Genomic DNA, 23,449 nt, shown 5'->3' on the forward strand with positions numbered 1-23,449 from the left:
CACGCAAGAAGTCCCGGGGCAAGGCCCCAAAACCAACGGATCCCGGCACCCACAAGAGGCCCGAACCGTAACAAAACAATAAAGTCCCTCAAAAGGACGTTACAACAAAAACTCGAAAAATGCGGAAATTCATCATCGCCCTGCTGGCCGGTATCGCCCTGCTGGGGTCTCACGCGGCTCACGCCCAATACAACCGGGAGTACTTCTTCTGGATGGGCCGCACCTGCATGATGAACAACAACTACCAGGAGGCCATCCGCACGCTGAACATCCTGCTGCGATTCGACGAGGACGCCTTCGAGGGATACTTCCTGCGCGGTATCGCCAAATACAACCTCGACGACCTGCTCGGCGCCGAGGAGGACTTCTCGACGGCCATCCGCCTCAATCCCGTCTACACCCAGGCATATACCTATCGCGCCATCACCCGCTCGCGCCTCGGAAACTACGACGACGCCCTGCAGGACTTCCGTGAAGCCATCGAACTGCGCCCCGATCTGCCCGGCCCCTACTACAGCCGCGGGGTCACCCGTCTGCTTAACCAACAGTTCAAGGAGGCTATCTCCGACTTCGACAAGTTCATCCGCCAGGAAAACAAGGTCGCCGATGCCTACATCTGCCGCGGACTGAGCTATCTCCACCTCAAGGACACGGTGAAGGCCTACGAGAACTTCAACACCGCCATCCGCACCAATCGCGAAGATCCCAACGGGTACAACCGCCGCGGAGGCCTCTATCTCGAACAGAAACATTACAAGGAGGCCGAGGCCGACTTCAACAAGGCCATCTCGTGCGATTCAACCTACCTGCTCTCGTTCTTCAACCGCGCACTGGTCTACAACGCCACCAACCGCCCGATGCAGGCGCTGGCCGATTTCGACCGCGTCATCCAGCTCGACTCGACCAACTCGCTCACCTACTTCAACCGCGCCATGCTCCGCACCCAGATCGGCGACTACAACCGCGCGCTGGAGGATTACGACCGCGTGGCCCTCTATTCGCCCAATAACGTGCTGGTCTACTACAACCGCGCCGGCGTACATGCCCAGCTGGGCGAAATCGAAGAGGCCGTCAAGGACTACACCCAGGCCATCAAACTCTATCCCGACTTCGCGAACGCATACATCTACCGCGGACAGCTGCGCGAACTGCTGCGTGACCCCAAGGGCGCCCGCAGCGACCGCGAAACCGCCCAGCGCAAAATCGCCGAATACCGTTCGAGGCTGAGCGACAGCACCTACTCGATCTTCGCCGATACCACACAGCGTTTCGACCGTCTGCTGTCGTTCGACAGCAAACTGGCCGGGACCGGTTTCGAAAGCATCACCGGACACAACGGCGGACACGAGGAGATGCGTCTGCTGCCGCTCTTCAAGTTCACGCTCATGCGCCCCGACTCGATGCCCGAACCCTATTGCCTGCAGCGCATCGAGGACTTCAAACGCCGTATCGGCAACGAATACCTCACCCTCTCGTGCCGCGAAAGCAACATCGCTCCCGATACGCTCGTGATGCTCGACAAGGAGTATGTCCAAAGGCTCAAGAGCGGCGAAACCAACTGGGCGCTGCTCTTCCAACGCGGCGTCTCGCAGTCGCTCATCAAACAGTACACCAACTCGGTCAACACCTTCTCGACGGCCATCGAGCAGAACCCCTCGAACCCGTTCCTCTATCTGAACCGTTCGACGACCCGCGCCGAAATGATCGACTTCATCTCCTCGATCGACAACTCCTATCAGCGGATATCAATCGACTCGGATCCGGCCAACCGGCTGAACAACAACTCGAAACGAACGTACAGCTACGACGAGGCCGTGGCCGACCTGAACAAGGCCATCAAGCTCTTCCCCGCGTTCGCCGAGGCTTACTACAACCGCGCAAACCTCCGGGCCCTCTCCGGAAGCCTGCCCGAAGCCTACGAGGACTACTCGAAAGCCATCGAACTGAACCCCGCGTTCGCCGAGGCTTACTACAACCGCGGCGTCATCCAGATCTTCATGAAGGATACCCGAAAAGGCTGTCTCGACCTCTCGAAGGCCGGCGAACTCGGAATCACCGAGGCTTACAACATCCTCAAGCGTTACGCTCAACTCGACGACTAATCCAAACCCAATAAAACATGACAGCAACTATCCAACGCAAACTCAACGATTCGCCCGCGGCGCGGTGGACAGCCCTGGTCCTCATCGCTCTGATGATGTTCTTCGGCTACATGTTCGTGGACGTGATGTCCCCGCTCAAATCTCTGATCGAGTCCTCCCGCGGCTGGGACAGCGGTACTTTCGGAACCTATGCCGCCTCGGAATACTTCCTCAACGTATTCTTCTTCTTCCTGATCTTCGCCGGCATCATCCTCGACAAGATGGGAATCCGCTTCACCGGTCTGCTCTCCGCATCGCTGATGGTCATCGGCGCCTCAATCAAGTTCGTCGGTATCTCCGACTGGTTCCAGACCACGGCCTTCAACGAGTGGCTCAACAGCTGGTGGGTCTCCTTCCCCGGCAGCGCCAAGATGGCTTCGCTCGGATTCATGATCTTCGGCTGCGGCTGCGAAATGGCCGGTACGACCGTCTCCAAGGCCATCGCCAAGTGGTTCGACGGAAAGGAGATGGCTCTGGCTATGGGCCTCGAAATGGCTATCGCACGGTTGGGTGTCTTCGCTGTCATGTGGCTCGCCCCGATGATCTCGAACCGATTCGACCACTCGGTCGTCGCTCCGGTCGCCTTCTGCACCGTGCTGCTCATCATCGGACTGCTGTGCTACACGGTTTTCGTCTACATGGACCGCAAACTGGACCGACAGCTCATCGCGGCCGGTGAGATGAAGGAGCAGAAATCCTCCGACGAAGAGTTCCATGTCAAGGACCTCGGCCTGATCTTCCGCAGCAAGATGTTCTGGCTCGTCGCACTGCTCTGCGTGCTCTACTACTCGGCCATCTTCCCCTTCCAGCGCTACGCCCCCAACTTCCTCGAGGTGACGCTTCAGATCGACGCCGAATCCGCCGCTCGTCTCTTCAGTTGCTTCCCGATTCTGGCCATGATCCTCACGCCGTTCCTCGGCGCCATGCTCGACTTCCGCGGCAAGGGGGCCACGATGCTTATGGTCGGAGCCGTGATCATGATCGCCTGCCATCTGAGCTTCGCCTTCCTGCTCCCGGCATTCCCCTCGAAATGGTTCGCCCTGCTGCTCGTTGTCGTCCTCGGCGTCTCGTTCTCCCTGGTGCCGGCCGCTCTCTGGCCTTCGGTACCGAAGATCATCGATGCGAAGATCCTCGGCTCGGCCTACTGTCTGATCTTCTGGATCCAGAACGTCGGTCTCTGCCTCGTGCCGCTGCTCATCGGCAAGGTCCTCGATGCCACGGGCGGATACACCGTCCCGATGATGATCTTCTCGACATTCGGCGTGCTGGCCTTCATCTTCAGCTTCTACCTCAAGATCGAAGACCGAAAGAAGGGTTACGGCCTCGAACTGCCCAACATCAAGAAATAGCCCGAACTCCGAACGATACATGGAGAAGCCCCCTGCCTGCGGTTTATCCCGGGCAGGGGATTTTCGTGGGTGGGGAGGGATGAGGTCGGCCGACAGCAGCGGCTTGAGCGGCAACGACGTAAGGAAAGGACGGCAAGGATTCGGTTGGAACCGCGACGGGGCGGATTGGGACCATAGCAAAAGCCGGGGTCGGCCAAGGCAAGTGTCGGGACCGGACCAAGGCAAGTGTCGGGGTGGGACCGAGCCGGAATCAGACTGAATCTATGAAAGACCGGGGTTGAGCTGCGACATGGGCGAGTCGGGACTGCGGCGGGAACTGCGGCGAGGGCAAGCGGGGCCTCGGACGAGGACAGGCGGGGACTGCGGTGAGGGCAAGCGGGGCCTCGGACGAGGACAGGCGGGGACAGGCGGGGACTGCAGCGGAGCAGGCTGGGACTCGAGCGGGGACAGAGGCAGGAGGGGACTCGGCGGAGGCAGAGGCAGGCAGGGGACTCGGCGGAGGCAGAGGCAGGCAGGGGACTCGGCGGAGGCAGAGGCAGGAGGCAGGAGGCAGGAGGGACCTCGGACGAGGACAAACTGGGACTGCAACGGAGGCAGGCAGAGACTCGGCAGGAACAGACGGGAACCGCGATGAGGGCAAGCTCACCCCCTCCCCTTCAGGAAATCACTTCCCGGCAACCAGTTCGTAGAGCTCCGTGATGCGGTTGCACATCTCCTCCCAGGAAAAACGCCGACGTACCTCGACGCAGTTTTCCCGAAAACGGGTGAGATGATCCCCTTCATACATCCGTTCAATGGCAGCCGCGACCCCTTCCGCAGTCGGCTCGCAGACGTAGCCTACCCGACCGTCGGGAACAATCTCAGCCAGCCCCCCGACGTCGGTCACCACCATCGGCACACAGAACTGATAGGCAATCTGCGTCACACCGCTCTGCGTGGCCGTCTTGTAGGGCTGCACGACGAAATCAACCGCCGAAAAGTAGTATTTCACCTCCTCGTCCGGAACGAAATGGTCGTGAAGCAGCACTTCGTCCTGCAGCCCGCTGTCGGCTATCTGCCGCAGGTAGGGCTCCTTCGAGGTGTAGAACTCTCCGGCCACGATCAGCCGCCGGCCGGCAGTCTTGCCCTGACACCGCAGAAGCGACCACGCGTCGAGCAGGATATCAAGCCCCTTGTAGTCGCGGACCAGCCCGAAAAAAAGCACATAACGCAGGTCGGGATTCAACCCCAGCCGCACGCAGGCCTCCGAACGTTCGACCCGCTCACCGAAATTCTCGAACAGCGGATGAGGCGAAAAGAGCGCCGGAACCGACGTATAGGCACCGAGTTCGCCGTGAACCTGTTCGGACATGTAGATGAAGCCGTCGACCGATGACAGGAAATAACGGTTGAAGGGACGGTCGATCAGGTGATGTTCGTGCGGCTCGACATTGTCGATCTGGCAAAGGACCTTCGTATGGCCGTTGCGCCGTGCCAGACGCGCGATCGTACCGAAGCAGGGCGCCATGAAGGGCGTCCAGTACTTCATCAGCACAAAATCGGGCCGATCCCGGCCGATCGCACGCCCGATGCGCAGCCAGTTCAGCGGATTGACCGTATTGACGCACCGTGTGATGTGCAGATCCGCCGGCGCCGGGGTATCTACCGTCTGGCTCTCGCCGGGAAAGAGCAGCGAGGGGTATTGCAGCGTGAAGGTCCGGATGCGGACCTCGGCCCCCCGGCGCTGGAATGTCCGCGCCAGAATCTCCAGAATGGAGGCCAATCCGCCCCGATACGGGTGGGCGGGGCCCACGATCGTGATTTTCATGGAATCGGTTTTACGAAATTTTCGAACGGATCACGTCCCGTCCGCTGGCGATTGTTGACATGCGGCCCGGCGTACCGCAGAGGACGCCGCAGCACGCCGGTCATTTGTCGGTCAGTTGCCGGTGTACAGCCGATACCGCGCAACCGATCGGCTCGGCACCTCGACTCGGCACCTCGGCTCGGCAGCTCAACTCGGCACCTCGACTCGGCACCTCGACTCGGCAGGTCGGCTCGGCAGGTCGGCTCGGCGTTACGCGCGCCACTCCAACGAAGCCCGTACGGCCGCCGTCGCTCCGTCGCCCGTGATCTCGAACAGCACCGACTGCTCCCGCTCCTCGCACCCTACCGTCAGCGTCTGTCCGTAACGGCACTCCTTCAGGAAGTGGATATCCAGCCGGACAGGAACCTCCAGCGTCAGCCGCTCGAGAGGCAGCATGTCGAGCATCATCTCGATATAGCGCATCGTATTGACATGGCGGTTGAAGTCGATATCGCTGTAGACCACCCGGTGTTCGGTGCTGCGTGTGGGCTTCACCTCGCGGATCTTGCGCGGCTTCTCGGCCGGAGGCGGAACCGCCACCACCGCATCGTTGTGCTCGCGGCCCACCCACGAAAGATCCACCGCCGAGCGTGTCGTCAGATCGATCATCGCCCATTGCGTCACCGAACGCCCGAATTCATGTCCCGCAGCGTCAGTCAGCGTGAAGTTACGCGTCGACAGCACCCGACCGTAGTCGCTGATCCACGTGGCTATCGTATAGTCGGTATACTGTTCAGGCCGACGGTCAATCTCGATGGCCATGCGCGAAAGAACCCACGAATGGTTCCCGGCATTGAGCACATCCACTCCAAAACCCTTGCCGTAGGCATCCACACCCGCCGTATTGAGAATCGAACCCCCGAGCGATGCCAGCGTCGCCCGCAGCGTGAAATCCACATCCTGAGGCTCAATCCGATAGTGATAAAGCGATTTTTCTGCCATATCCGTCATTTGTTGCAACAAAGATAGGAAATTTTCGTATATTTGTCAAACGGCATCGGTGGTTTGCCCGTGACTCCCGGGATTTTTTTTACCCGCTACCGGCTCCGGTTTCGAAACCCGACATTCCATTAACCCTATTCTTTAACCCCTAAAATTCAAAACCATGGAGACGAAAAAACTCGACTTCTCGGAAACGCTCAAGGATGCAATCACCATCGGCGTGAAAAATGCCCCCTCGATCATCGCTGCCGTTGCCCTCTGGCTCATCACCATCTGGATCCCCTATCTCAACATCGGAACCACGATCGCAATCACCCTGCTCCCCACCCAGCTCGCCAAAGGTGAAATCATCAACCCGCTGGGAATCTTCGACGCAAAATATCGCCGTTACATGGGTGAATTCTTCATCACCATGGGACTGATGGTCTTTCCGATCCTGATCGGCGCCATCTTCATGTTCGCTCCGGCCGTCGTCCTGGCCATCTCCTGGTCGCTGGCATACTACTTCCTCATCGAAAAGGGCAAGAACCCCATTCAGGCCATCAAGGCCTCGAACGACGCTACCTATGGCAGCAAATGGATCATGTTCTTCGTATCGCTGGTTATCGGTATCGTCGTCGGAATCGTCTTCTCCCTCTTCCAGGCCCTCTGCAACGCCATCAACGTCAGCATCATCACCACCATCGTGATGTTCATCCTCTACGTGCTGGCCATCTCGATCAACATGGCCGTCAACGCATCTTTCTGGAAACAGCTCAAGGACAACGTCGAATAATCCATACCCCGCGGAAGCTTCGCACGGTCTCCCGAGTCATTGGGAGACCGTTTTTTCGCTATTCCAAAAAAATTTATCGAAAAACGATAAATATTATTTGTTTTTCGAAATTTTCGCTATCTTTGTTTCCGTAACAGACAACCGTACGTGTCATGCAGAACAAAAAATCGCTCCTCAAAAGGCTCCTGTTCATCTACATCGCCTTCTTCCTGGTCATCGTCGCGGGAATCATCCACAACGTCCTGGGCGACTTCGGCCGCGGCGCCGAAACCGGCATGAAGATGGGCGAAGAGATCGCGGCACGGCTCCAGTCGGGTGACCCCCGCATGATCTATCTCCTCGGAAACATCCACATCATCGCGCAACCCGAACTCGACATCCAATCGTCCGACAAGCAGATCAACCTCAAGGCCCGAATCTCCCAACTCGAACTCTTCGTCGACGAACCCGCCGAAAACTCTTCGCCCATTCACCTCGCACTGCATTCCGTCGGCGGCAGCATCGGACTCTATCTGCTCACCCTGCTGGTCCCCCTGCTCTTTATCGCCATCATCGTCCTGATGGTGCTCATCATCCACTCGCTCCGACGCTCGATCCGTCAGGAAAAGACCCTCGACCGCCGGAACGTACGATGCCTGCGTGCAATCGGCGTGCTGACCATCCTCTCCGAACTGGTCAATGCCCTGGCCGACCGGATCATGAACCTCCATGCTGCCAGACTCCTCGATGGTAGCGGCTTTACGGTCGATACCGGATTCCAACTCTCCTACACCATGATCATCATGGGTATCCTGATCCTCTTCTCGGCCGAAGTCTTCGCCATCGGTCAGAACCTCAGCGAGGAACAAAAACTCACCATCTGACAAACCTCCCCCGCTGACATGCCCATTATCATCAATATCGACGTCATGATGGCCCGACGCAAGATCTCCCTCGGAGAACTCGCCGAAAGGATCGACATCACCCCGGCAAACCTCTCGATCCTCAAGAACGGAAAGGCCCGCGCCATCCGATTCTCAACCCTCGAGGCCATCTGCCGCGAACTCGACTGCCAACCCGGCGACATCATCGAATATCGTCCCGAAAATACTCAAAACCAATAAACTCCTTTAATTTCAAAATCGTATGAAGAGATTGATTTTGATGGCCCTGGCGGCGTTCACCGTCTATGGAGCCACCGCGCAGATGCAGCCGATCCCTGTCGACCCCGAACTACGCACGGGGAAACTCGAAAACGGGATGACCTACTACATCCGCCACAACGACAAACCCAAAGGGCAGGCCGACTTCTACATCATCCACAACGTCGGCGCCATCCAGGAAAACGATGCCCAGCAGGGCCTCGCCCACTTCCTCGAACACATGGCTTTCAACGGTACGAAAAACCTCCCCGGAAAGCAACTCACCCAATACCTCGAATCCGTCGGCGTGAAGTTCGGCGCAAACCTCAACGCCGCAACCAGCTGGGACCAGACCGTATACAACATCAAGGATGTCCCCACCTCGCGCGAGGGAATCATCGACTCCGCCCTGCTGATCCTCCACGACTGGTCGCACTTCATCGCCCTGCAGCCCGAGGAGATCGACTCCGAACGCGGCGTCATCATGGAGGAGCTCCGCACACGTGACGGCGCTTCGTGGCGATCCTCGATGAAGCTCATCCAGGCGCTCGGCCGCGGTTCGAAATACGAACACCGAAACCTGATCGGCTATCTCGACGGGCTGAAGAACTTCAAGCACCAGGAGCTCGTCGACTTCTACCACCAGTGGTATCGCCCCGACTATCAGGCCGTCATCATCGTCGGTGACATCGATGCCGAAGCCGTCGAGGCCAAGGTCCGCAAACTCATGGCCGATATCCCGGCTCCGGGAGCCGATGCCTCCCAAAAGGAGGTGATCACCGTCCCCGACAACGAGGAACCCATCGTCAGCATCTACACCGACCCCGAAATGCAGGGTTCCAAGGTGCAGATCTTCATCAAACGCGCCGCATTCCCCCAGCAGCTGGCCAACACCGTGGCCGGTGAGACACTCAACATCATCCAGGCGTACGTCTCCTCGATGGAGAACGGCCGTCTGCAGGAGATCGCCATGCAGCCCGATGCCCCGTTCCTCAGCGCCGGAATGGCCACGGGTGACGTCGTCGGAATCATCCCCACGCTCAACGCCACGGCTTTCGTTGTCTCTACGCAGGATGGAAAAATCAACCGCGGTTTCGAGGCGATCTACACCGAAATGGAACGCCTGCGCCGCCACGGATTCACCCAGAGCGAATTCGAACGCACCCAGAAAAACCTGCTGCGCAGCGTCGAACGATCCTACACCAACCGAAACGACCGCTACAACGGTTCGTTCGTCCAGACCTATCTGAGCAACTTCCAGAAAAACACACCCATGCCCGACGCCCAGACCGAATGGCAGCTCGACAGCATGCTCATCTGCTCGATCAACGTCGACATGGTCAACGACTTCGCCAGCAAAACCCTCACCGAAAACAATCAGGTCATTGCGGTTACCGCCCCCGAAAAGGAGGGCCTCGCAAACCCCTCGGCCGAAGAACTGCTCGCCATCCGCGACAAGGTGATCGCTTCGGAGATCGATCCCTATGAGGACAACGTCGTCAAGGAGCCGCTCATCCCCGAAGGCACCCAGCTCAAGGGTTCGCGCGTGAAGAAAACACACGTCGACAAGCTCTTCGGAACCACGGAGTGGACCCTCGCCAACGGCGTGAAGATCGTCGTCAAGCCCACCACCTTCAAGGCCGACGAGGTGCTGATGAGCGCCGTGGCAAAGGGCGGTCTCTCGCTCCTCTCCAACGAGGACTACTACATGGGAAGCATCATGCCCGCCATCAACCTCATGTCCGGCGTCGGCAAGTTCTCCGCAACCGAACTCCGCAAACAACTCTCGGGCAAGGCCGCCAGCGTCGCACCCTCTGTCAGCAACTACAACAGTTCGATGAGCGGCTCGGCTTCGCCCAAGGATCTCGAAACCATGCTCCAGCTGCTCTATCTCCACTTCACGCAGCCCCGTTTCGACCGGACCGACTACGACAAACTCATGACGATGTTCCGAGCCAGTCTCGCCAACTCGGAGTCGGACCCCGATTTCCAGCTGCAGACGCATATCCTGAAGGCCGTCTACGGAGACAATCCGCGCCGACAGAACATCACGCCCGAACTCCTCGACACGTTTGACTTCGAGCGGCTGCCCGCCATCTACTCGAAACTCTACAACGGCGCCAACAGCTTCGTGTTCACCTTTGTCGGAAACGTCGATCCGGAGACCCTGAAGCCCCTGGTCGAGAAGTACATCGGTTCGCTCCCCACGACCAAGAAGCCCATGAACTGGATCGACGACAAGACCCAGCCCGTCCAGGGGGAGATCACCGACGACTTCCGCATCGAAATGCAGCAGCCCAAAGTCTCGGTTTACTACTATTTCTCGGGTAAAATGCCCTACGAGTTCAAGGAGAAGCTCGCGCTGACGTTCCTCACCCAGGCTCTGAACTCGCGCTACCTCGAGTCGATCCGCGAGGAGAAGGGTGGAACTTACGGCGTCAGTGTCAAGGGTTCGACCGACTACATTCCCGACGAAAGCTACGACATGACCATCTCGTTCGACACCAACGAGGAGATGGCCGACGAACTCTGCGAGATCATCATGCAGGAGATCCGCCAGATCGCCGAAAACGGACCCAAGAGCGAGGATATCGAGAAGACCCGGGAATACCTGCTCAAGAGCCTGAAGAACAGTCTGGAGATCAACAGCGGTTGGCTCGGGTACATTCAGGCCAAGTATGGTTCGGGCCTCAACTTCGTTCAGGATTACGAGCCGGCTCTGCGTGCCCTGACCGCAGCCGATGTGCAGGCCATGGCCCGGAAGGTCCTCGCCGAGGGCAATCTCGTAAAGGTGGTTATGCGTCCCGAAAAGGCTGCTGACGCCGGCGAAGAGGCAAAATAACCCCATACGACGGCAATCGCCGATACGTTAAGGGTCGGGACCTGACAGGTCCCGACCCTTTCTATTTGTAGCCGAAACAGGCTGATTCCGCCCCTCTCTCCCGGGCAGTTCCGGTTCCGCTCCCGGAACAGCGGATGGATCGGGTTCCGGCCGGAACCCGATCCGGTCCTCCCGGGATGGAAGGGTCCCGGCCAACGAACGCACCGCAAAAGCCGGTGGACGCACCGCAAAAGCCGGTGGACGCACGGCAAAAAGGCGGCCCGGGGGATTCCCGGGCCGCCTTCCTTATCGGTCTCTTGGATGGAGGTTATTCACCCCCCTCCATACCTCCCATCGGGTCGTACTTCACGGGAGGATCGAACGGATCGTAGTTGGAATATCCACTATCATAGGCCCAACGGGCCAGCGCATCGGCCTCCGTCTCCGTCAGCAGATCCTCCGTCTTGAAATTGAGGTCCTCAAGCCGGCTTACCGAGATCTGGTACTGTGCATAATCGCGGCTGCCGCCCGTAAAGGTGCTCTGTTTCGAGTAGATGGCGTAGATGCCCAGCACCGTACCCACGGCGCCGTCCTTCGGAATCGGATTCATCGCAAACTGCGAGTAACCGCTCGTACGCACCGAATAGACGCCCGGATCCGACGTATAGACCGGCGACTCGGACGTACTGTTGCAGATGGCGTCGTACTGGTAGGTGATCAGTACCGACGTATAGAGACGGATGTTGTCGATGTTATAGGCCCAATAGTACCACGGAGCATTCTGCGGCGTACCCGAGTCGGTGACGATCCACGTCGGGAAGAGGCTCTCGTAGGTACCGTTCTTCAGCGCCGGATGAACCTGGTGGTCCTGGTTCGGAACTCCGGCATAGCAGACCGTCACATCCTTGAAACGGACCAGACGGCCGAACTGATCGGGACCCAGCGCCGTGGTGTAGTTCGACGCGTCGACCTCCACGATGTTCGACGCATCGAGCGTCGTCCGCTCGCCCGGCAGCACATACTGCCTGGCAATGTTCGGATTGTCGAGGTTCGAGTTCGCATAGTACTTGTGCTTGCCCGCGGTGTTGTTCGAATCCGACGGCGCATCGCCGATCGAGAGCATCATGCGGTAGTTGCCCAGGAAGAGCCCGTCCAGACGGACGTAGACCCACTGGCTCTCCATCGTATTCAGATTCAGGTAATAGTCCAGGTAGAGGCCGTTATAGAGCTTCAGCTCAATGCCGGCCGTACCGTCGTCGATGAACAGCGACTTGTAGAGGTTACCCTGGCGGTCGCTGCTGATCACCTTGCCCTTGATGTACTTGTTCGAGGCGTCGGGCCAACCCTTCATCCCCTCGAATTTCGTCTCCTCGGGCGCCAGATCGCCAAATTTCAGCGTATTGGTCGTCTCCCAGTTGTCGTTGGTTCCCGTCCCCGAGATCGAACCGAAGGCCGACTCGAACCATCCCTTGACCTCCTTGATCGACACCTGCTCCAGACCAAGCGTCTCCATATCCGAATCGGTATAGATTTTCCGGGGCGCCGGCGTGTCGAAATCGTTGTAGCAGCCCGCAGCCAATGCGCCGACAAGAACCGCTATTGCTATTTTAAGACTTTTCATAATGTGTGCTCTTCTCGGTTGTTAGAATCGTAAATAGACATTCAGAAAATAGGTCGTACCCAGCATGTAGAAGTACTTCGACGGGAAGCGTCCGAAGACATAATCGCCCGTATTGGCCGCACGGACCTTGCTCATGCGCATCTGCTCGTAACCGCCCGTGCGGATATCCTGATCGTTGAGAATGTTCTTCACCTCGAGGCTCATGCCCAGCATGTAGCGCCCGATATACCAGTTCTTGCCCACGTTGGCGCTCAGCGTGAAGTAACCGCCGAACTCCTCCTGAGCCCGCAACTTGTTGATCGAACTCAGGGCTCCGTCAATCGTCGTCATGTTGGGTTCCGGCATCGAAAGCTCCGACAGAATCAGATTCGTGAAGTACTCCGAAGCCGTGTTCGTCCGGTAGAAGGGGTTCATCGACAGGTAAAGGCGATCGTAGTAGTTCAGATTCACGCCGGCAAACCAGTTGCGGGCTCCGCGGTAGTCCAAACCCACGTTGATGGCCGTCTGCGGCGAGCTCTCGACGTGCATTCCCTTCCAGTTGACTTTGTCGCGCAGCACGATGCGGTCGACGTTGTCCACCGTCTGGACAAAGTCGGCGTTCGATGTGTAGGTATAGTCACCCCAGCTGACGGCTCCCACGACCGAAATGCCGTTCCACACCGGAATCGAGAGTCCCAGCTCCACGCCGTAGTGGCGCTTGTCGATGCCGCTCATGGCAAAGTTCGTGAACGAACTGCGCGTATCGTCGTAGAACGAGATCACCTTGGCCTGGTCCGCGATCGTCGTGTAGTAACCCGACAGACGCGCCTTGATGTAGGGCAGATTGAGGTTGTAGGTCAGATCCACGCCGAAGACCTTCTCGGCCTTCAGACCCGGCGTCACGTTGTTGCGCGTACGCGGCGAAACGAAGGCCGTGTTGAACTTCGGAGCCTGCTGCAGAATCACCGCGTTGGCCTCCAGCGAGTGGGCGCCCGAGAACTTGTAGCCCAGCGAGAGCTTGCCCTCATAGGTCAGGTAGTCGAGTTTCTTCGAATCGCCCTTCGAGTTGTCGGGGAAGAGGCCCTTGCGCCACATACCCTCGCGGTACATCTGCGAATAGCCGACCGATCCGGCCACACCCAGCGAGAATCCGCCAACGGCCCACGAGTAGTTGGCCCAGGCCTCCGATTCGAGCAGGTGGGCCCGGTAATAGTAGCCGTACATGTCACCCTCGCGGGCAATACGTGCGTGACCCGTCGACCAGTAGTAGTCCAGATCGTTCTGGTAGGCCGTCTCGCTGGCCATGTCCCGCTCGGCAAACTTGTCGATGTCGTACCAGTAGTCGCCGCCCAGCAGATCCTTCACCTGCGAATAGTAGTTCGTCCGGTTCACCCGCAGGTTCGCACCGCCGACGATCTTCATGTTGTTGCGCATGTTGTGCTGCACGTTCACGGCCAGGTTGTAGTCCAGCTGGTCCGTGTGACGCTCCTCGATCATGTAGTTCGAACGGCGGCTGTCGCCCATCAGATCCGTCAGCTCCGTATCGACATACTGGTTCATGTGGTAGAAGTCATCGAACTTCAGCATGCCGTCCCAGACCTGGGCCCCCTGAACGGCGCTCTGCAGATAGTAGTAGTAGGTCTGGTCAGTCGTCGTGCCCGGAACATACTGCGTCATGTCCGACAACGGCATGTAACGGTAGTAGTCGCCGCGCGGATCCGAACCGCCGTTCCACGTCAGCGCCGAGTAGCCGTTCTTGCCGAAGCGAAGCGACGTGGCCGCATTCAGACGCGTATTCTCCGAGATGTCCCACGTGTAGTTCAACATGGCGATCGGTTCGTGCGTGTTACGCACGCGCGAATTGCGCAGCTTGCCGGCCTGGTAACCCACGTTGGGATTGTAGTAGTTGTTGCCGAACAGGGCGTAGGCCTCGTCGGTCGAAGCCTGCTGCGCGCCGCGCTCCGTGGGCGAGGCCAGGAAGGTCAGCGCCAGACGGTGGTTGTCGCCGAAGAGCTTCTCCACCGAGGCAAAATAGGCATACGAATTGTAGTAGACACCGTCGACATAGCCGTTGCCGCCCTGACGCGTGCTCAGCGAGATGGCGTACGACCAGCCGTTGTCCAGCTGTCCCGAACCGTAGGAGATCATCGCCCGGAAACGGTACATCTGGTTGGCGTTCGAGACGCTCACCCGGAAGCCCTTGCGGAACTGCGAAGCCCGGGCGTTGATGTTCGTCAGACCACCGATGCCGCCGATGCCGAAGTCGGCCATTTCCAGCCCCGTGTGGTTCTCCTGGTTGCGCGTGGCGTCGTTCAGACCGCTCCACAGCGACCACGGGCCGTAGCCCGTCAGGGCGTCGTTGAAGCGGATGCCGTTCAGGTAGATGTCCGAAAACTGCGAATCATAGCCGCGGACGTTGAACCGCATCTCGCTGAAACGGTACGAGGCAATGTTGTTGAACAGATCCTTCGAGGCCGAAAGCGACGAAGGAAGCGCCTGCGAGTCCGACGACGAGGAGTCGCTGTCGAACTCCGCAAAGACCGCATCGTCGAGGAACCCTCCGTACGAGGGGTTGCCCGGAACCAGAATCACCTGCTTGAGATCCTGCACATGGTCCGTACCGACGCGCACGAGCAACTCCAGCGGTTCGAAATCCGGGGTCGTGAACTGCACCCGGTAGCTGCCGGCCGGAAGACTCTCGAACTGGAACCGGCCGTCGTTGTCGGTCGTGGCCGTCAGGCCCAGCGATTCGATCTTCACCTCGACGTTGCTCAGCGCCACGCGCCCGTTGCGCGATACCACCGTGCCCCGGACCCCGCCCTGCTGGGCGTAGGAGACGAAGCTCACGGCGGCGAGCATCAGAAAAAGTAGAGCTTTCAGTTTCATACAATTATTGTTAGCTGGTTATTTGCCAATGTAGATATAGACGGGGAAGTGGTCGCTGAAGCCCCCCTGGAAGTCGTTGCCCACAAACGTACGCAGCGGATAGCCCTTGTACTGACCCTCCTTCTGCAGCATGTAGGGACGGCGGAAGATGCCTCCGTAGAATTTCGAGTGGCCGACGGGCAGAATCTTCAGCTTGCCGGTCGATCCCGTGGCCAGATTCTCCGATACGATGATGTTGTCGAACAGGTTCCACTCGTCGCGATAGGCCAGCGTGCCGTATCCGGCCTTCAGCAGCGCGATGAACGGATTGAACATCTCGCCCTTGTGGACCTCCTTGATCTTGCCCCTGGCCTGCAGGCACTCCACGACGCTGCGGTCCGTGGCGTCGTCGTTCAGGTCACCCATCACCACCACCTTCGTGGCCGGATTCCGCGCCATGACCGAATCGACGATGTGCTTCACCTGGCGGGCGGCCTCCTCACGCTTGGGCGACGAGGCCTCCTTGCCGCCCAGACGCGACGGCCAGTGGTTCACCACGAAGAAGAACGGCTCGCCCTCGATCGTACCCCACATCGTCACGAAATCACGTGTCCGGAAATCGGGCATCCCCGGCATCACGAAGCGGTGCGGGGCGCTTCCCTCCAGCTTGAAGACATCCGGACGGTAGAAGAATCCCACATCCACGCCGCGCGCATCGGGCGAATCATAATGTACGATGCGGTAGTTGCCGTGTGCGAGTTTGGGCTGCGCGATGACATCCTCCATCACCGAACGGTTCTCGATCTCCGAAACGCCGATCACCACCGGGAAATCCCTGTCCTCGGCCGCAATGTCGAACAACACGCGTTCGAGATTGCCCAGTTTCTTCTCATACTTGACCGTGTTCCACCGCTTGGGACCGTCGGGCGTAAACTCCTCGTCCTTCACTCCGGGATCGTTGATCGTGTCGAAGAGGTTCTCGAAGTTGTAGAAGACCACTTTATAGGGCTTCTGCGCAAAGCACGCCACCGCCACCAATACGGCGATCAGTCCTGTCAAAAGGTTTTTCTTCATAAGGTTGTGCAGTTAAGTAAACATATGTCTGTCAGTTAATTGCCAGTCCGGGCCATTGCGTCGCATCGGGTTCGCGGCTCTTCACCTCGGCGGCCACCGCCGGATCGAGGTTCCGGAAGAAGGTGAAGCCCGTCCGCTGCTCGACCTCCTCAACCGTACAGGCCGCATCGAGCAGTTTGGTCTGGCCGCCCGCCCGGTCATTCGTGAAGATGAAGCCCACGGCCTGCAGTTCGTCGGCCGAGAACTCCCAGATTTGCCGGTTTTCGTTCTGTCCGCGCTTCTGCTTGAGCAACACCTTCCAGCACTTGTCGGGATAACCGACCCGCTTGCCGCTGCGGTCCGTAATGGTCCGCCCCGAAAGGTGTGCGCCCGTGACGACGAACAGCGTATCGTAACGCATCTCGGTGACCGACGTCGGCGCCCAGTTGCGGATCAGAGTCTCGAGCCGCACCCAGCTGCCGCTGTTGAACTGTGAATTCTGAGGCATGATGTTCGTGGCGTAGAAGGTCATCTCGTTGGTGGCCGCCGTATTGTAGCGGTCGGCCGAGGGGCACTGGTGACCGCGGGCATCGCCCGTGCCGTACGACTGGACGATATTGGCCTGCTGCGACTGCTCGATCACGGGCAGCTGCGCATTGGGATCATAGGCCCAAACGTCCGTACGTCCCGTATTGGGCGAGGTGTAGCACCCGTGCAGCGGGTAGGCTACCCACAGCGATATGCGGTTCGCAGCATCGAAGCAGATCGAATAGTTGCGTCGTACGCCCCCCATGAGGTACTTGCTCGTCGTGAGGAGCGTCGTATGATAGGTTTTGTAGATATAATCGCTACCCTGACGATAGGCGGGCTGCTCGCCCCAGGAGCGCTGGTAGTCGGCCGCATCCGTTGAGGAGGCTGCGGGCATCTGCCACATCTGCAGCAGGGTTGAATAACCGTTGGCAAAGGTTACGGTGATTTCGGCCGTGCGGTACTGGTCGGAGGTATTCACCTCCAGCACGAGGGGCAGATCCTGCCCCACAACCCCGGCTGCCACCGTGGTATTGGATTCGAACGAGCACCACTTCTCCCCTCCGTCGAAAGCGAGGGTTGCGGCATAGGCCATGCCGGCCGGGCCGAGGGTGATGATCCGGTTCGATGTAGCGTTACAATTCACGGTTGTAGCGGCGAGCGACGCGGAAGAGGCCGCAGTGTCCTCGTCCTTGCTGCATCCCGAGAAAAGGACAAGCATTGCGAGCATCACGCCGGTCAAGCCTGTCTTGTGGAAAAGGTCAGAAAACATCAAAAACAGCGGTGGGAAATAGAAAATTGTGAGATTGGTTTTTAGAAAACCAAACTCTTGACGGGGCATCTTGCAATACCCCGCCAAGAGTGGTTGGTTTATAAGTCGGTTTCCTCGACTGAGAAACTATTCTTCCGGATTAATGGCAATCGACTTGATATACATTGCTTTCGTCGTATTCGTCAGTTCGATCGAGATATCACCCGAAACCGGCGATAACGCCGTAAACGTATAGTCAGTAGACTCAAGAACCAAAGTCTGGGTCTCTCCAATCTGAGTTCCACCAACTTTTACGGTCAACTTACCATCTCCACCCGATGCAATGGCTGCGTTGACTACAATCTTAACTACCGAGCCCGTATAATCGGAGGTCGTCAAAGTATATGATCCCGCCGGTTTCTTGCTAGATCCAATCTGAACACCCTTGCCATTCTGTGTATCCCATCCGATATAAGTAGCGTCAGGATAATTCCAGTTCATTGCAGGAGTACCGCAATTTTCGGCAACACCGGCTGTAGTCTCGAATACTCCAGTAGCCAGCGTCCAAGTATAGGCAACGCCCTCATCGCCAGTGGCTTTTGCCGACTGCTTCAGCGTTACCGATGCCTCGGCAACGGCCGCGCCGTTCTCCGATGCGGCTACATAGATCGTCAGCTTGGCCTCGCGTGCCTCACCCGAGTTGGCTTCAGCCGTAACCTTGACCGGGCTGGTCACCTCACCCGAGGGTACCGAGAAGCCGGTGCCCTCGATCTTGGCGTACGTCTTGTTGCTGCCGGCATTGGCCACCGTGAAGGCGATGTCCTGCGTGGCGCCATCTGCCGAGAAGGTCGTCGGGGTCGTCGTAATCGTAACTGCGGCCGTCGAGGTGTTCTTTGCGATCTCCGTGAGCATGATGTTCAACTTCGAGCTGCTCGAATCATAACCCAGCGCAAAGCCCGTAGCGTCAACCACGTCACCGTCGCTTACACCCGAGAACATGTCATCCAGGCCGTAGGCGAACGTGATATTCTGAACCGAAGAGCCGGCTACGGTGATCGTGTAGGTATTGTAGCTGGAGCCCTTCTCGATGTGGAGAACACCCGAAAGCTTCACATATTTGTAGGCGGGAGCCTTCGTGTAGGCCTCAATGGCGGTTGCATCGAAGGTCTCGGGAGTCGGAAGCTTGAGCGACGAATCGCTGCCGGTCGTCACCTCGAAGGTCGAGAACTGATACAGTCCGTAACGATCCTCGCTCGTACCCTCCACGTCGGCCAGTTTGCCAACGGAATTGATATAGGGATTCGAGGTCTGGGTCGTCCAACCGTTGTTGAAGCCCAGCACATAGTATACGGTGCCCGATACCTCCTGGGCAAACATGACACCCTTCTGGTGAACACCTACAATCGTAACATCGGAAAGTTTATAAGAGCCTTCGGCTATATCCTTAATCGTCGTCTCCGATGCCTCAATATCAAAGAGAGACTCCGTCATACCCGTCAGGTCGTCGGCATTGCGCGGCGAGAGCGTCGGGGTCTGATAGTTGAACGATACGCAACCCTTGATATAACCGGCATTCGACGGAATCGTCACATCCTTGGCCCACGACGACGTGAAGCTCATGAACGACAGAGCAAACGTCGATCCATTCTTGGTCTGGAACGTCTGGTTGGCATAGCCCGAACTTACATTGTAATACTTTTCACCACGAATCGATTCAATCGGCTGCGAATAAAGCTGAACATACTGCGACTGATAGTTGACCAGATCAGCCACATCATTCACCGTAATAGGTGCCGGGGTATTATCGCCCGCATCCTTAATCGTGATATCAGGATCCTTCGTAGCAGAGGTAAAATCTACCTGATACTGGATATCGTTATAACGTTGAGCAATACCGCCCTGCAGATCAAGCGAGATGAGCATTCCCTTCGTCAGGTTGTAATCCGTATCCTTGCTGCCAACATAACCCTTGAAACGAATCAGCATACCGGCTCCAGCCTCCGTCGAATTATCGGCAATCATGATCTGGTGGTTGTTGATGTTGTTGCCCACGTAATCCGAAACAACAATACCCGTTATAACCGTGGATGCACTCACTGCACTGCCATCAAAAGACAATGCATCGCGAACCTGCTTCACGTTGGTCTGCAACTCGGTCGTACCGTCGCTGTTCTGAAGAATCGTGATCGTCACGCTGGCGGGAACCGGCACGCTCAGACCGGCAATCGTTCCGTAGGTTACCACCTTGGCCGTGATCGTACGCTCGGCCGAGCGCGAACCCAGCTCGAAATAGACCGACGTCGAGCCCTTGCCGCCCGTTGCCGGTACGGCCACGCAGTCGTCGGTATCCGAGCCCTCGAACGTAATCGTCCAGTCGCCCGACGACTCGATCGTAACGGCTTCGGTCTTGCCGCCGTCGAGCCCGACGGCAACACGTGCCGACTCCGCTCCGTTCACAGTGATCGACGGCATCCCGCCGCCATCATCCGGATCATCGTCCGAACATCCCGTAAAGGCCGCTACAGCCAATGCCGAGAGGAACAATGTCTTCCAAAGATTGACTTTTTTCATAAAAGTGAGTGTTAGTTAAAAATAAAAACAGTAGTCTATCTTATTTATTTATATTTTAAAATATAGTATACATAATATGAATATTACGCCCCAAAGTTAAAATTATTTCCCGGCTTTACAAAGTTTTGTAACATTCTTTTAATATAAATCGGAATATTCGGGACATTTCCTTGCTTTCAGCGAATACGATCCGTGCTCCGAACCAGCAGCTCATCCCGGAATATGGCCCGCACCGACAACCACGCAAACAACAGTCCTACAACCGGTAAAACAATCGTGGCCTGCATCCCGTGGGCCGACTGAGACAGCTCCGCGACGACACGGCACCCCAGGTAATAATAGATCCCCTCCATCAGCGCACTGCCCACCAGAAGCACCATCTCAACCACACACAGCCGGATCTGAAGCATCCGCTTGCGATACAGAAATACAGTCACCAGAGGCAGAACCGCCGCCAATACCAGCAGAATGCCCAGATAAACCGCCGAATAAAGCTCCTCGCCGTCGGCACTCTTCAAGGCAAAGGCATAGAGCGAAAACTCCTCGCCTGCACCGCCGAACCAGGCCAGACGGGTGAACAGCGTGACCGTGACAAGCGCCGTTACGATCAACAGATAAAGTGTTTGAATGCGTTGTATCATCGTTTACAGGGTTTTATCAATCAGATAGGTATTGCGATCCGTCGAATTGCGGTTGATCAGCTCGCCGAGGAAGCCCGCCAGAAAGAGCTGTACGCCCAGAATCACCGCCAGAATCGCCAGATAGAACAACGGCTGGTCCGTTACGGCCCGCAGCGGAAGCCCTTGGGACTGTTTCCAGAGTTTCTCGCCGATCAGCCAGCAGGTCGTACCCCCGCCCAGAAGGAACATCAGCGTCCCGAGACTCCCGAAAAAGTACATCGGAGATCGACCGAAATGGGTCATGAACATCACCGATATCAGGTCGAGATACCCCTTCACCGTGCGCTCCAGACCGAATTTCGAGTGCCCGTACTTGCGGGCGTGGTGCTCGACAACCTTCTCGCCGATGCGCCGGAAACCCGCCTGCTTGGCCAGGATCGGAATGAAGCGGTGCATCTCGCCGTAGACCTCGATCGACTTGACCACCTTGCGGCGGTAGGCCTTCAGACCGCAGTTGAAGTCGTGGAGACGGATGCCCGAGGCCCGGCGGGCCGTCCAGTTGAAGAATTTGCTCGGCCAGCGCTTGCCGATCGGATCGTAGCGCTTCTTCTTCCACCCCGAGACCAGGTCGTAACCCTCCTCGAGGATCATCCGACGCAGGGCCGGAATCTCGTCGGGCGAATCCTGCAGGTCGGCATCCATCGTGAAGACCACCTCCCCCTCGGCAGCCGCAAAACCACAGTACAGCGCGGCCGACTTGCCGTAGTTGCGGCCGAAGCTGATGCCCCGGATGGCCGGATAGCGCTGCTTGAGCTCCTCGACCACCCGCCACGAATGGTCCGACGATCCGTCGTCGACGAAGATCAGTTCGTAGGTGAGGTGGTTTTCGCGTGCCACGCGGTCGATCCACGCCGCCAGCTCGGGCAGCGACTCCTCCTCGTTGTAAAGCGGAACGACGACCGAAATATCCAGTTTGTCCATTACGCGTTCTTGGTAGTGTCGGTGTCGGTGTCGGTGTCGGTGTCGGAATCCCCCTCCCCGCTCCGCGAATCGTTCGCCGGAGCGAAGACCGGCGCTTCACGACGTGCATAGGCCGAGATGAACAGGCCGAAGAAGCCCCCCTTGACGAGCGCCCCGACGATGGCCGAGAAGATCAGCGCCAGCGGCGAGTAGAGCATGCGGGACACCAGCAGGATCTGGTCGTCGGTGTAGAAGCCCGTCGACTCCAGCAATTCGATCTGCGGAGCCATCATCGCCTCGTACTTCGAGGCGAAGAGCCAGTTGGCTGCCACGCTCATGTAGGCGCCGTCGAGGAATCCCGCACAGAGCATCACCGCCAGAATAAACCGCAGGCACTGCCCATAGCTGTAACCGTTGGCTCCGTAGCGGGCCACACGCTGCTTCGTGAAGAAGGTCAGCAGACCCAGAAAGAGAAGCAGGGACACCAGGGATATGATCGCATGCCGGGTATAGAAGTTCAACGTATCGAACACAAAGGCGACCAACGCCATGATTACGCCGTAGAAGGCGGCATCTTTCCAGAAATTCGTCTTTTCCATCTACTTTTTATATTGCTCTTTTCCTAAACGTCTCCTCGGCCCTCGCTCTTGGCACCCGGCGGCTTACTGCAGGTCGCCCCGGCCTCTTCTCTCTGCCGGGGAGGGAGGCTTCTCTCTGCCGGGGAGGGTCTCTCAGCCGCGGCCTCTTCTCTCTGCCGGGGGCTTCTCTCTGCCGGGGAGGAGTCTCTCAGCCGCGGCCGCCGTCGCATCTCGCCCGATCCCGGTCTCTCGCCCCTCGCCCCCCTCGCTCTTGGCCCCGGGGGCTGTCTCTCGGCACCCGGCGGCTTACTGCAGGTCGCCCCGGCCTTCGCGCAGGATCTCCGGCTCGTCGCCCGTCAGGTCAACCACCGTCGTGGGGACATTGTCGCCGATCCCGCCGTCGATGACCAGCGATACCTCGCGGCCGTAACGCTCCTCGATCAGTTCGGGATCGGTCGTGTACTCCACCACCTCGTCGTCGTCCTTGACCGACGCGGTGATCATCGGGCTCCCCAGCGCCTCGACCACCGCCCGCGCCACAGGGTGCGACGGAATGCGGATCCCGATCGTGCGGCGCCGTTCCAGCGCCTTGTCCGGAACCCGCGACGAGGCCGGCAGGATGAAGGTGAACGGTCCCGGAAGATTGCGCTTCAGAATCCGGAACGCCGCGTTGTCCACCCTGCAGTATTCGGCCACCTGGGCAATGTCGCAAAAAACGACGCTCAACGAATCCTCGCTGCGCCCGCGCAACCGGCGAAGCCGCTCGATGGCCCGCGCCGAACGCAGCGAACACCCGAAGGCATAGACACTGTCGGTGGGATAAATCACCACCCCGTCGTGCTCCAGGGCCTCCACAACCCGTTTCAACTCCTTTTCCGAAGGATTCTGTCCGTAGATCTTCACCAACATGGGACCGCAAATATAGTGA

Annotated in this window: 17 protein-coding genes; 6 read left to right on the forward strand and 11 right to left on the reverse strand. The window is 58.3% G+C overall.

Features of this window, described 5'->3' with window-relative positions; translation table 11 throughout:
- Positions 1 to 119 precede the first annotated feature (119 nt).
- Positions 120 to 2,102 (forward strand): tetratricopeptide repeat protein, encoded by a 1,983-nt coding sequence (locus B5G09_RS03460; RefSeq protein ID WP_087404038.1) that lies wholly within the window; start codon positions 120 to 122, stop codon positions 2,100 to 2,102.
- A 17-nt stretch (positions 2,103 to 2,119) separates the two neighbouring features.
- Complete coding sequence (locus B5G09_RS03465; protein WP_197714860.1) at positions 2,120 to 3,490, forward strand: MFS transporter; 1,371 nt, start codon at positions 2,120 to 2,122, stop codon at positions 3,488 to 3,490.
- A 664-nt stretch (positions 3,491 to 4,154) separates the two neighbouring features.
- Here the strand turns inward: B5G09_RS03465 and B5G09_RS03470 are convergent.
- Entirely contained in the window at positions 4,155 to 5,297 is a 1,143-nt protein-coding gene (locus tag B5G09_RS03470) for a glycosyltransferase (protein ID WP_087404039.1), read from the reverse strand.
- A gap of 249 nt (positions 5,298 to 5,546) precedes the next feature.
- Positions 5,547 to 6,278 (reverse strand): acyl-ACP thioesterase domain-containing protein, encoded by a 732-nt coding sequence (locus tag B5G09_RS03475; protein WP_087404095.1) that lies wholly within the window; start codon positions 6,276 to 6,278, stop codon positions 5,547 to 5,549.
- 163 nt (positions 6,279 to 6,441) lie between these two features.
- Here B5G09_RS03475 and B5G09_RS03480 point away from each other — a divergent pair, with 163 nt between their 5' ends.
- The 4 genes from B5G09_RS03480 (at position 6,442) to B5G09_RS03495 (ending at position 11,016) form a co-directional block, all read left to right on the forward strand.
- The gene (locus B5G09_RS03480) at positions 6,442 to 7,053 is read left to right on the forward strand and encodes a hypothetical protein (RefSeq protein WP_087404040.1); all 612 of its coding nucleotides are present in this window, start codon (positions 6,442 to 6,444) and stop codon (positions 7,051 to 7,053) included.
- A 152-nt stretch (positions 7,054 to 7,205) separates the two neighbouring features.
- Positions 7,206 to 7,916 (forward strand): DUF2975 domain-containing protein, encoded by a 711-nt coding sequence (locus tag B5G09_RS03485; RefSeq protein WP_087309175.1) that lies wholly within the window; start codon positions 7,206 to 7,208, stop codon positions 7,914 to 7,916.
- An 18-nt stretch (positions 7,917 to 7,934) separates the two neighbouring features.
- The gene (locus B5G09_RS03490; protein WP_087404041.1) at positions 7,935 to 8,156 is read left to right on the forward strand and encodes a helix-turn-helix transcriptional regulator; all 222 of its coding nucleotides are present in this window, start codon (positions 7,935 to 7,937) and stop codon (positions 8,154 to 8,156) included.
- Between the two features lie 22 nt (positions 8,157 to 8,178).
- On the forward strand, positions 8,179 to 11,016 hold the full coding sequence (locus tag B5G09_RS03495) for a pitrilysin family protein (RefSeq protein ID WP_206384408.1): 2,838 nt from the start codon (positions 8,179 to 8,181) through the stop codon (positions 11,014 to 11,016).
- Between the two features lie 307 nt (positions 11,017 to 11,323).
- On the opposite strand, the gene B5G09_RS03500 is transcribed toward B5G09_RS03495, so the two are convergent.
- From B5G09_RS03500 to B5G09_RS03540, 9 genes are all read right to left on the reverse strand, one after another.
- Positions 11,324 to 12,616, reverse strand: a complete 1,293-nt coding sequence (locus B5G09_RS03500; protein ID WP_241147558.1) for a DUF5689 domain-containing protein — start codon at positions 12,614 to 12,616, stop codon at positions 11,324 to 11,326.
- Between the two features lie 21 nt (positions 12,617 to 12,637).
- Complete coding sequence (locus B5G09_RS03505) at positions 12,638 to 15,481, reverse strand: TonB-dependent receptor (protein WP_206384409.1); 2,844 nt, start codon at positions 15,479 to 15,481, stop codon at positions 12,638 to 12,640.
- A gap of 18 nt (positions 15,482 to 15,499) precedes the next feature.
- A complete protein-coding gene (locus B5G09_RS03510; RefSeq protein WP_087404044.1) occupies positions 15,500 to 16,534 on the reverse strand; it encodes a nuclease in 1,035 nt (344 codons plus the stop codon).
- Between the two features lie 31 nt (positions 16,535 to 16,565).
- Complete coding sequence (locus B5G09_RS03515; RefSeq protein ID WP_241147559.1) at positions 16,566 to 17,687, reverse strand: DNA/RNA non-specific endonuclease; 1,122 nt, start codon at positions 17,685 to 17,687, stop codon at positions 16,566 to 16,568.
- A 252-nt stretch (positions 17,688 to 17,939) separates the two neighbouring features.
- Entirely contained in the window at positions 17,940 to 20,363 is a 2,424-nt protein-coding gene (locus tag B5G09_RS03520) for a hypothetical protein (RefSeq protein ID WP_143256467.1), read from the reverse strand.
- 176 nt (positions 20,364 to 20,539) lie between these two features.
- Entirely contained in the window at positions 20,540 to 21,004 is a 465-nt protein-coding gene (locus tag B5G09_RS03525; RefSeq protein ID WP_087404046.1) for a DUF4293 domain-containing protein, read from the reverse strand.
- Between the two features lie 3 nt (positions 21,005 to 21,007).
- Positions 21,008 to 21,964 (reverse strand): glycosyltransferase family 2 protein, encoded by a 957-nt coding sequence (locus B5G09_RS03530; RefSeq protein WP_087309168.1) that lies wholly within the window; start codon positions 21,962 to 21,964, stop codon positions 21,008 to 21,010.
- The gene (locus B5G09_RS03535) at positions 21,964 to 22,542 is read right to left on the reverse strand and encodes a DUF4199 domain-containing protein (protein WP_087404047.1); all 579 of its coding nucleotides are present in this window, start codon (positions 22,540 to 22,542) and stop codon (positions 21,964 to 21,966) included. The genes B5G09_RS03530 and B5G09_RS03535 overlap by 1 nt, the downstream gene beginning before the upstream one ends.
- Before the next feature lie 285 nt (positions 22,543 to 22,827).
- A complete protein-coding gene (locus tag B5G09_RS03540; protein ID WP_087404048.1) occupies positions 22,828 to 23,430 on the reverse strand; it encodes an L-threonylcarbamoyladenylate synthase in 603 nt (200 codons plus the stop codon).
- Between the last annotated feature and the right edge of the window lie 19 nt (positions 23,431 to 23,449).

The sequence above is a fragment of the Alistipes sp. An54 genome (assembly GCF_002159375.1).
Classification (GTDB): Bacteria; Bacteroidota; Bacteroidia; order Bacteroidales; family Rikenellaceae; genus Alistipes; species Alistipes megaguti.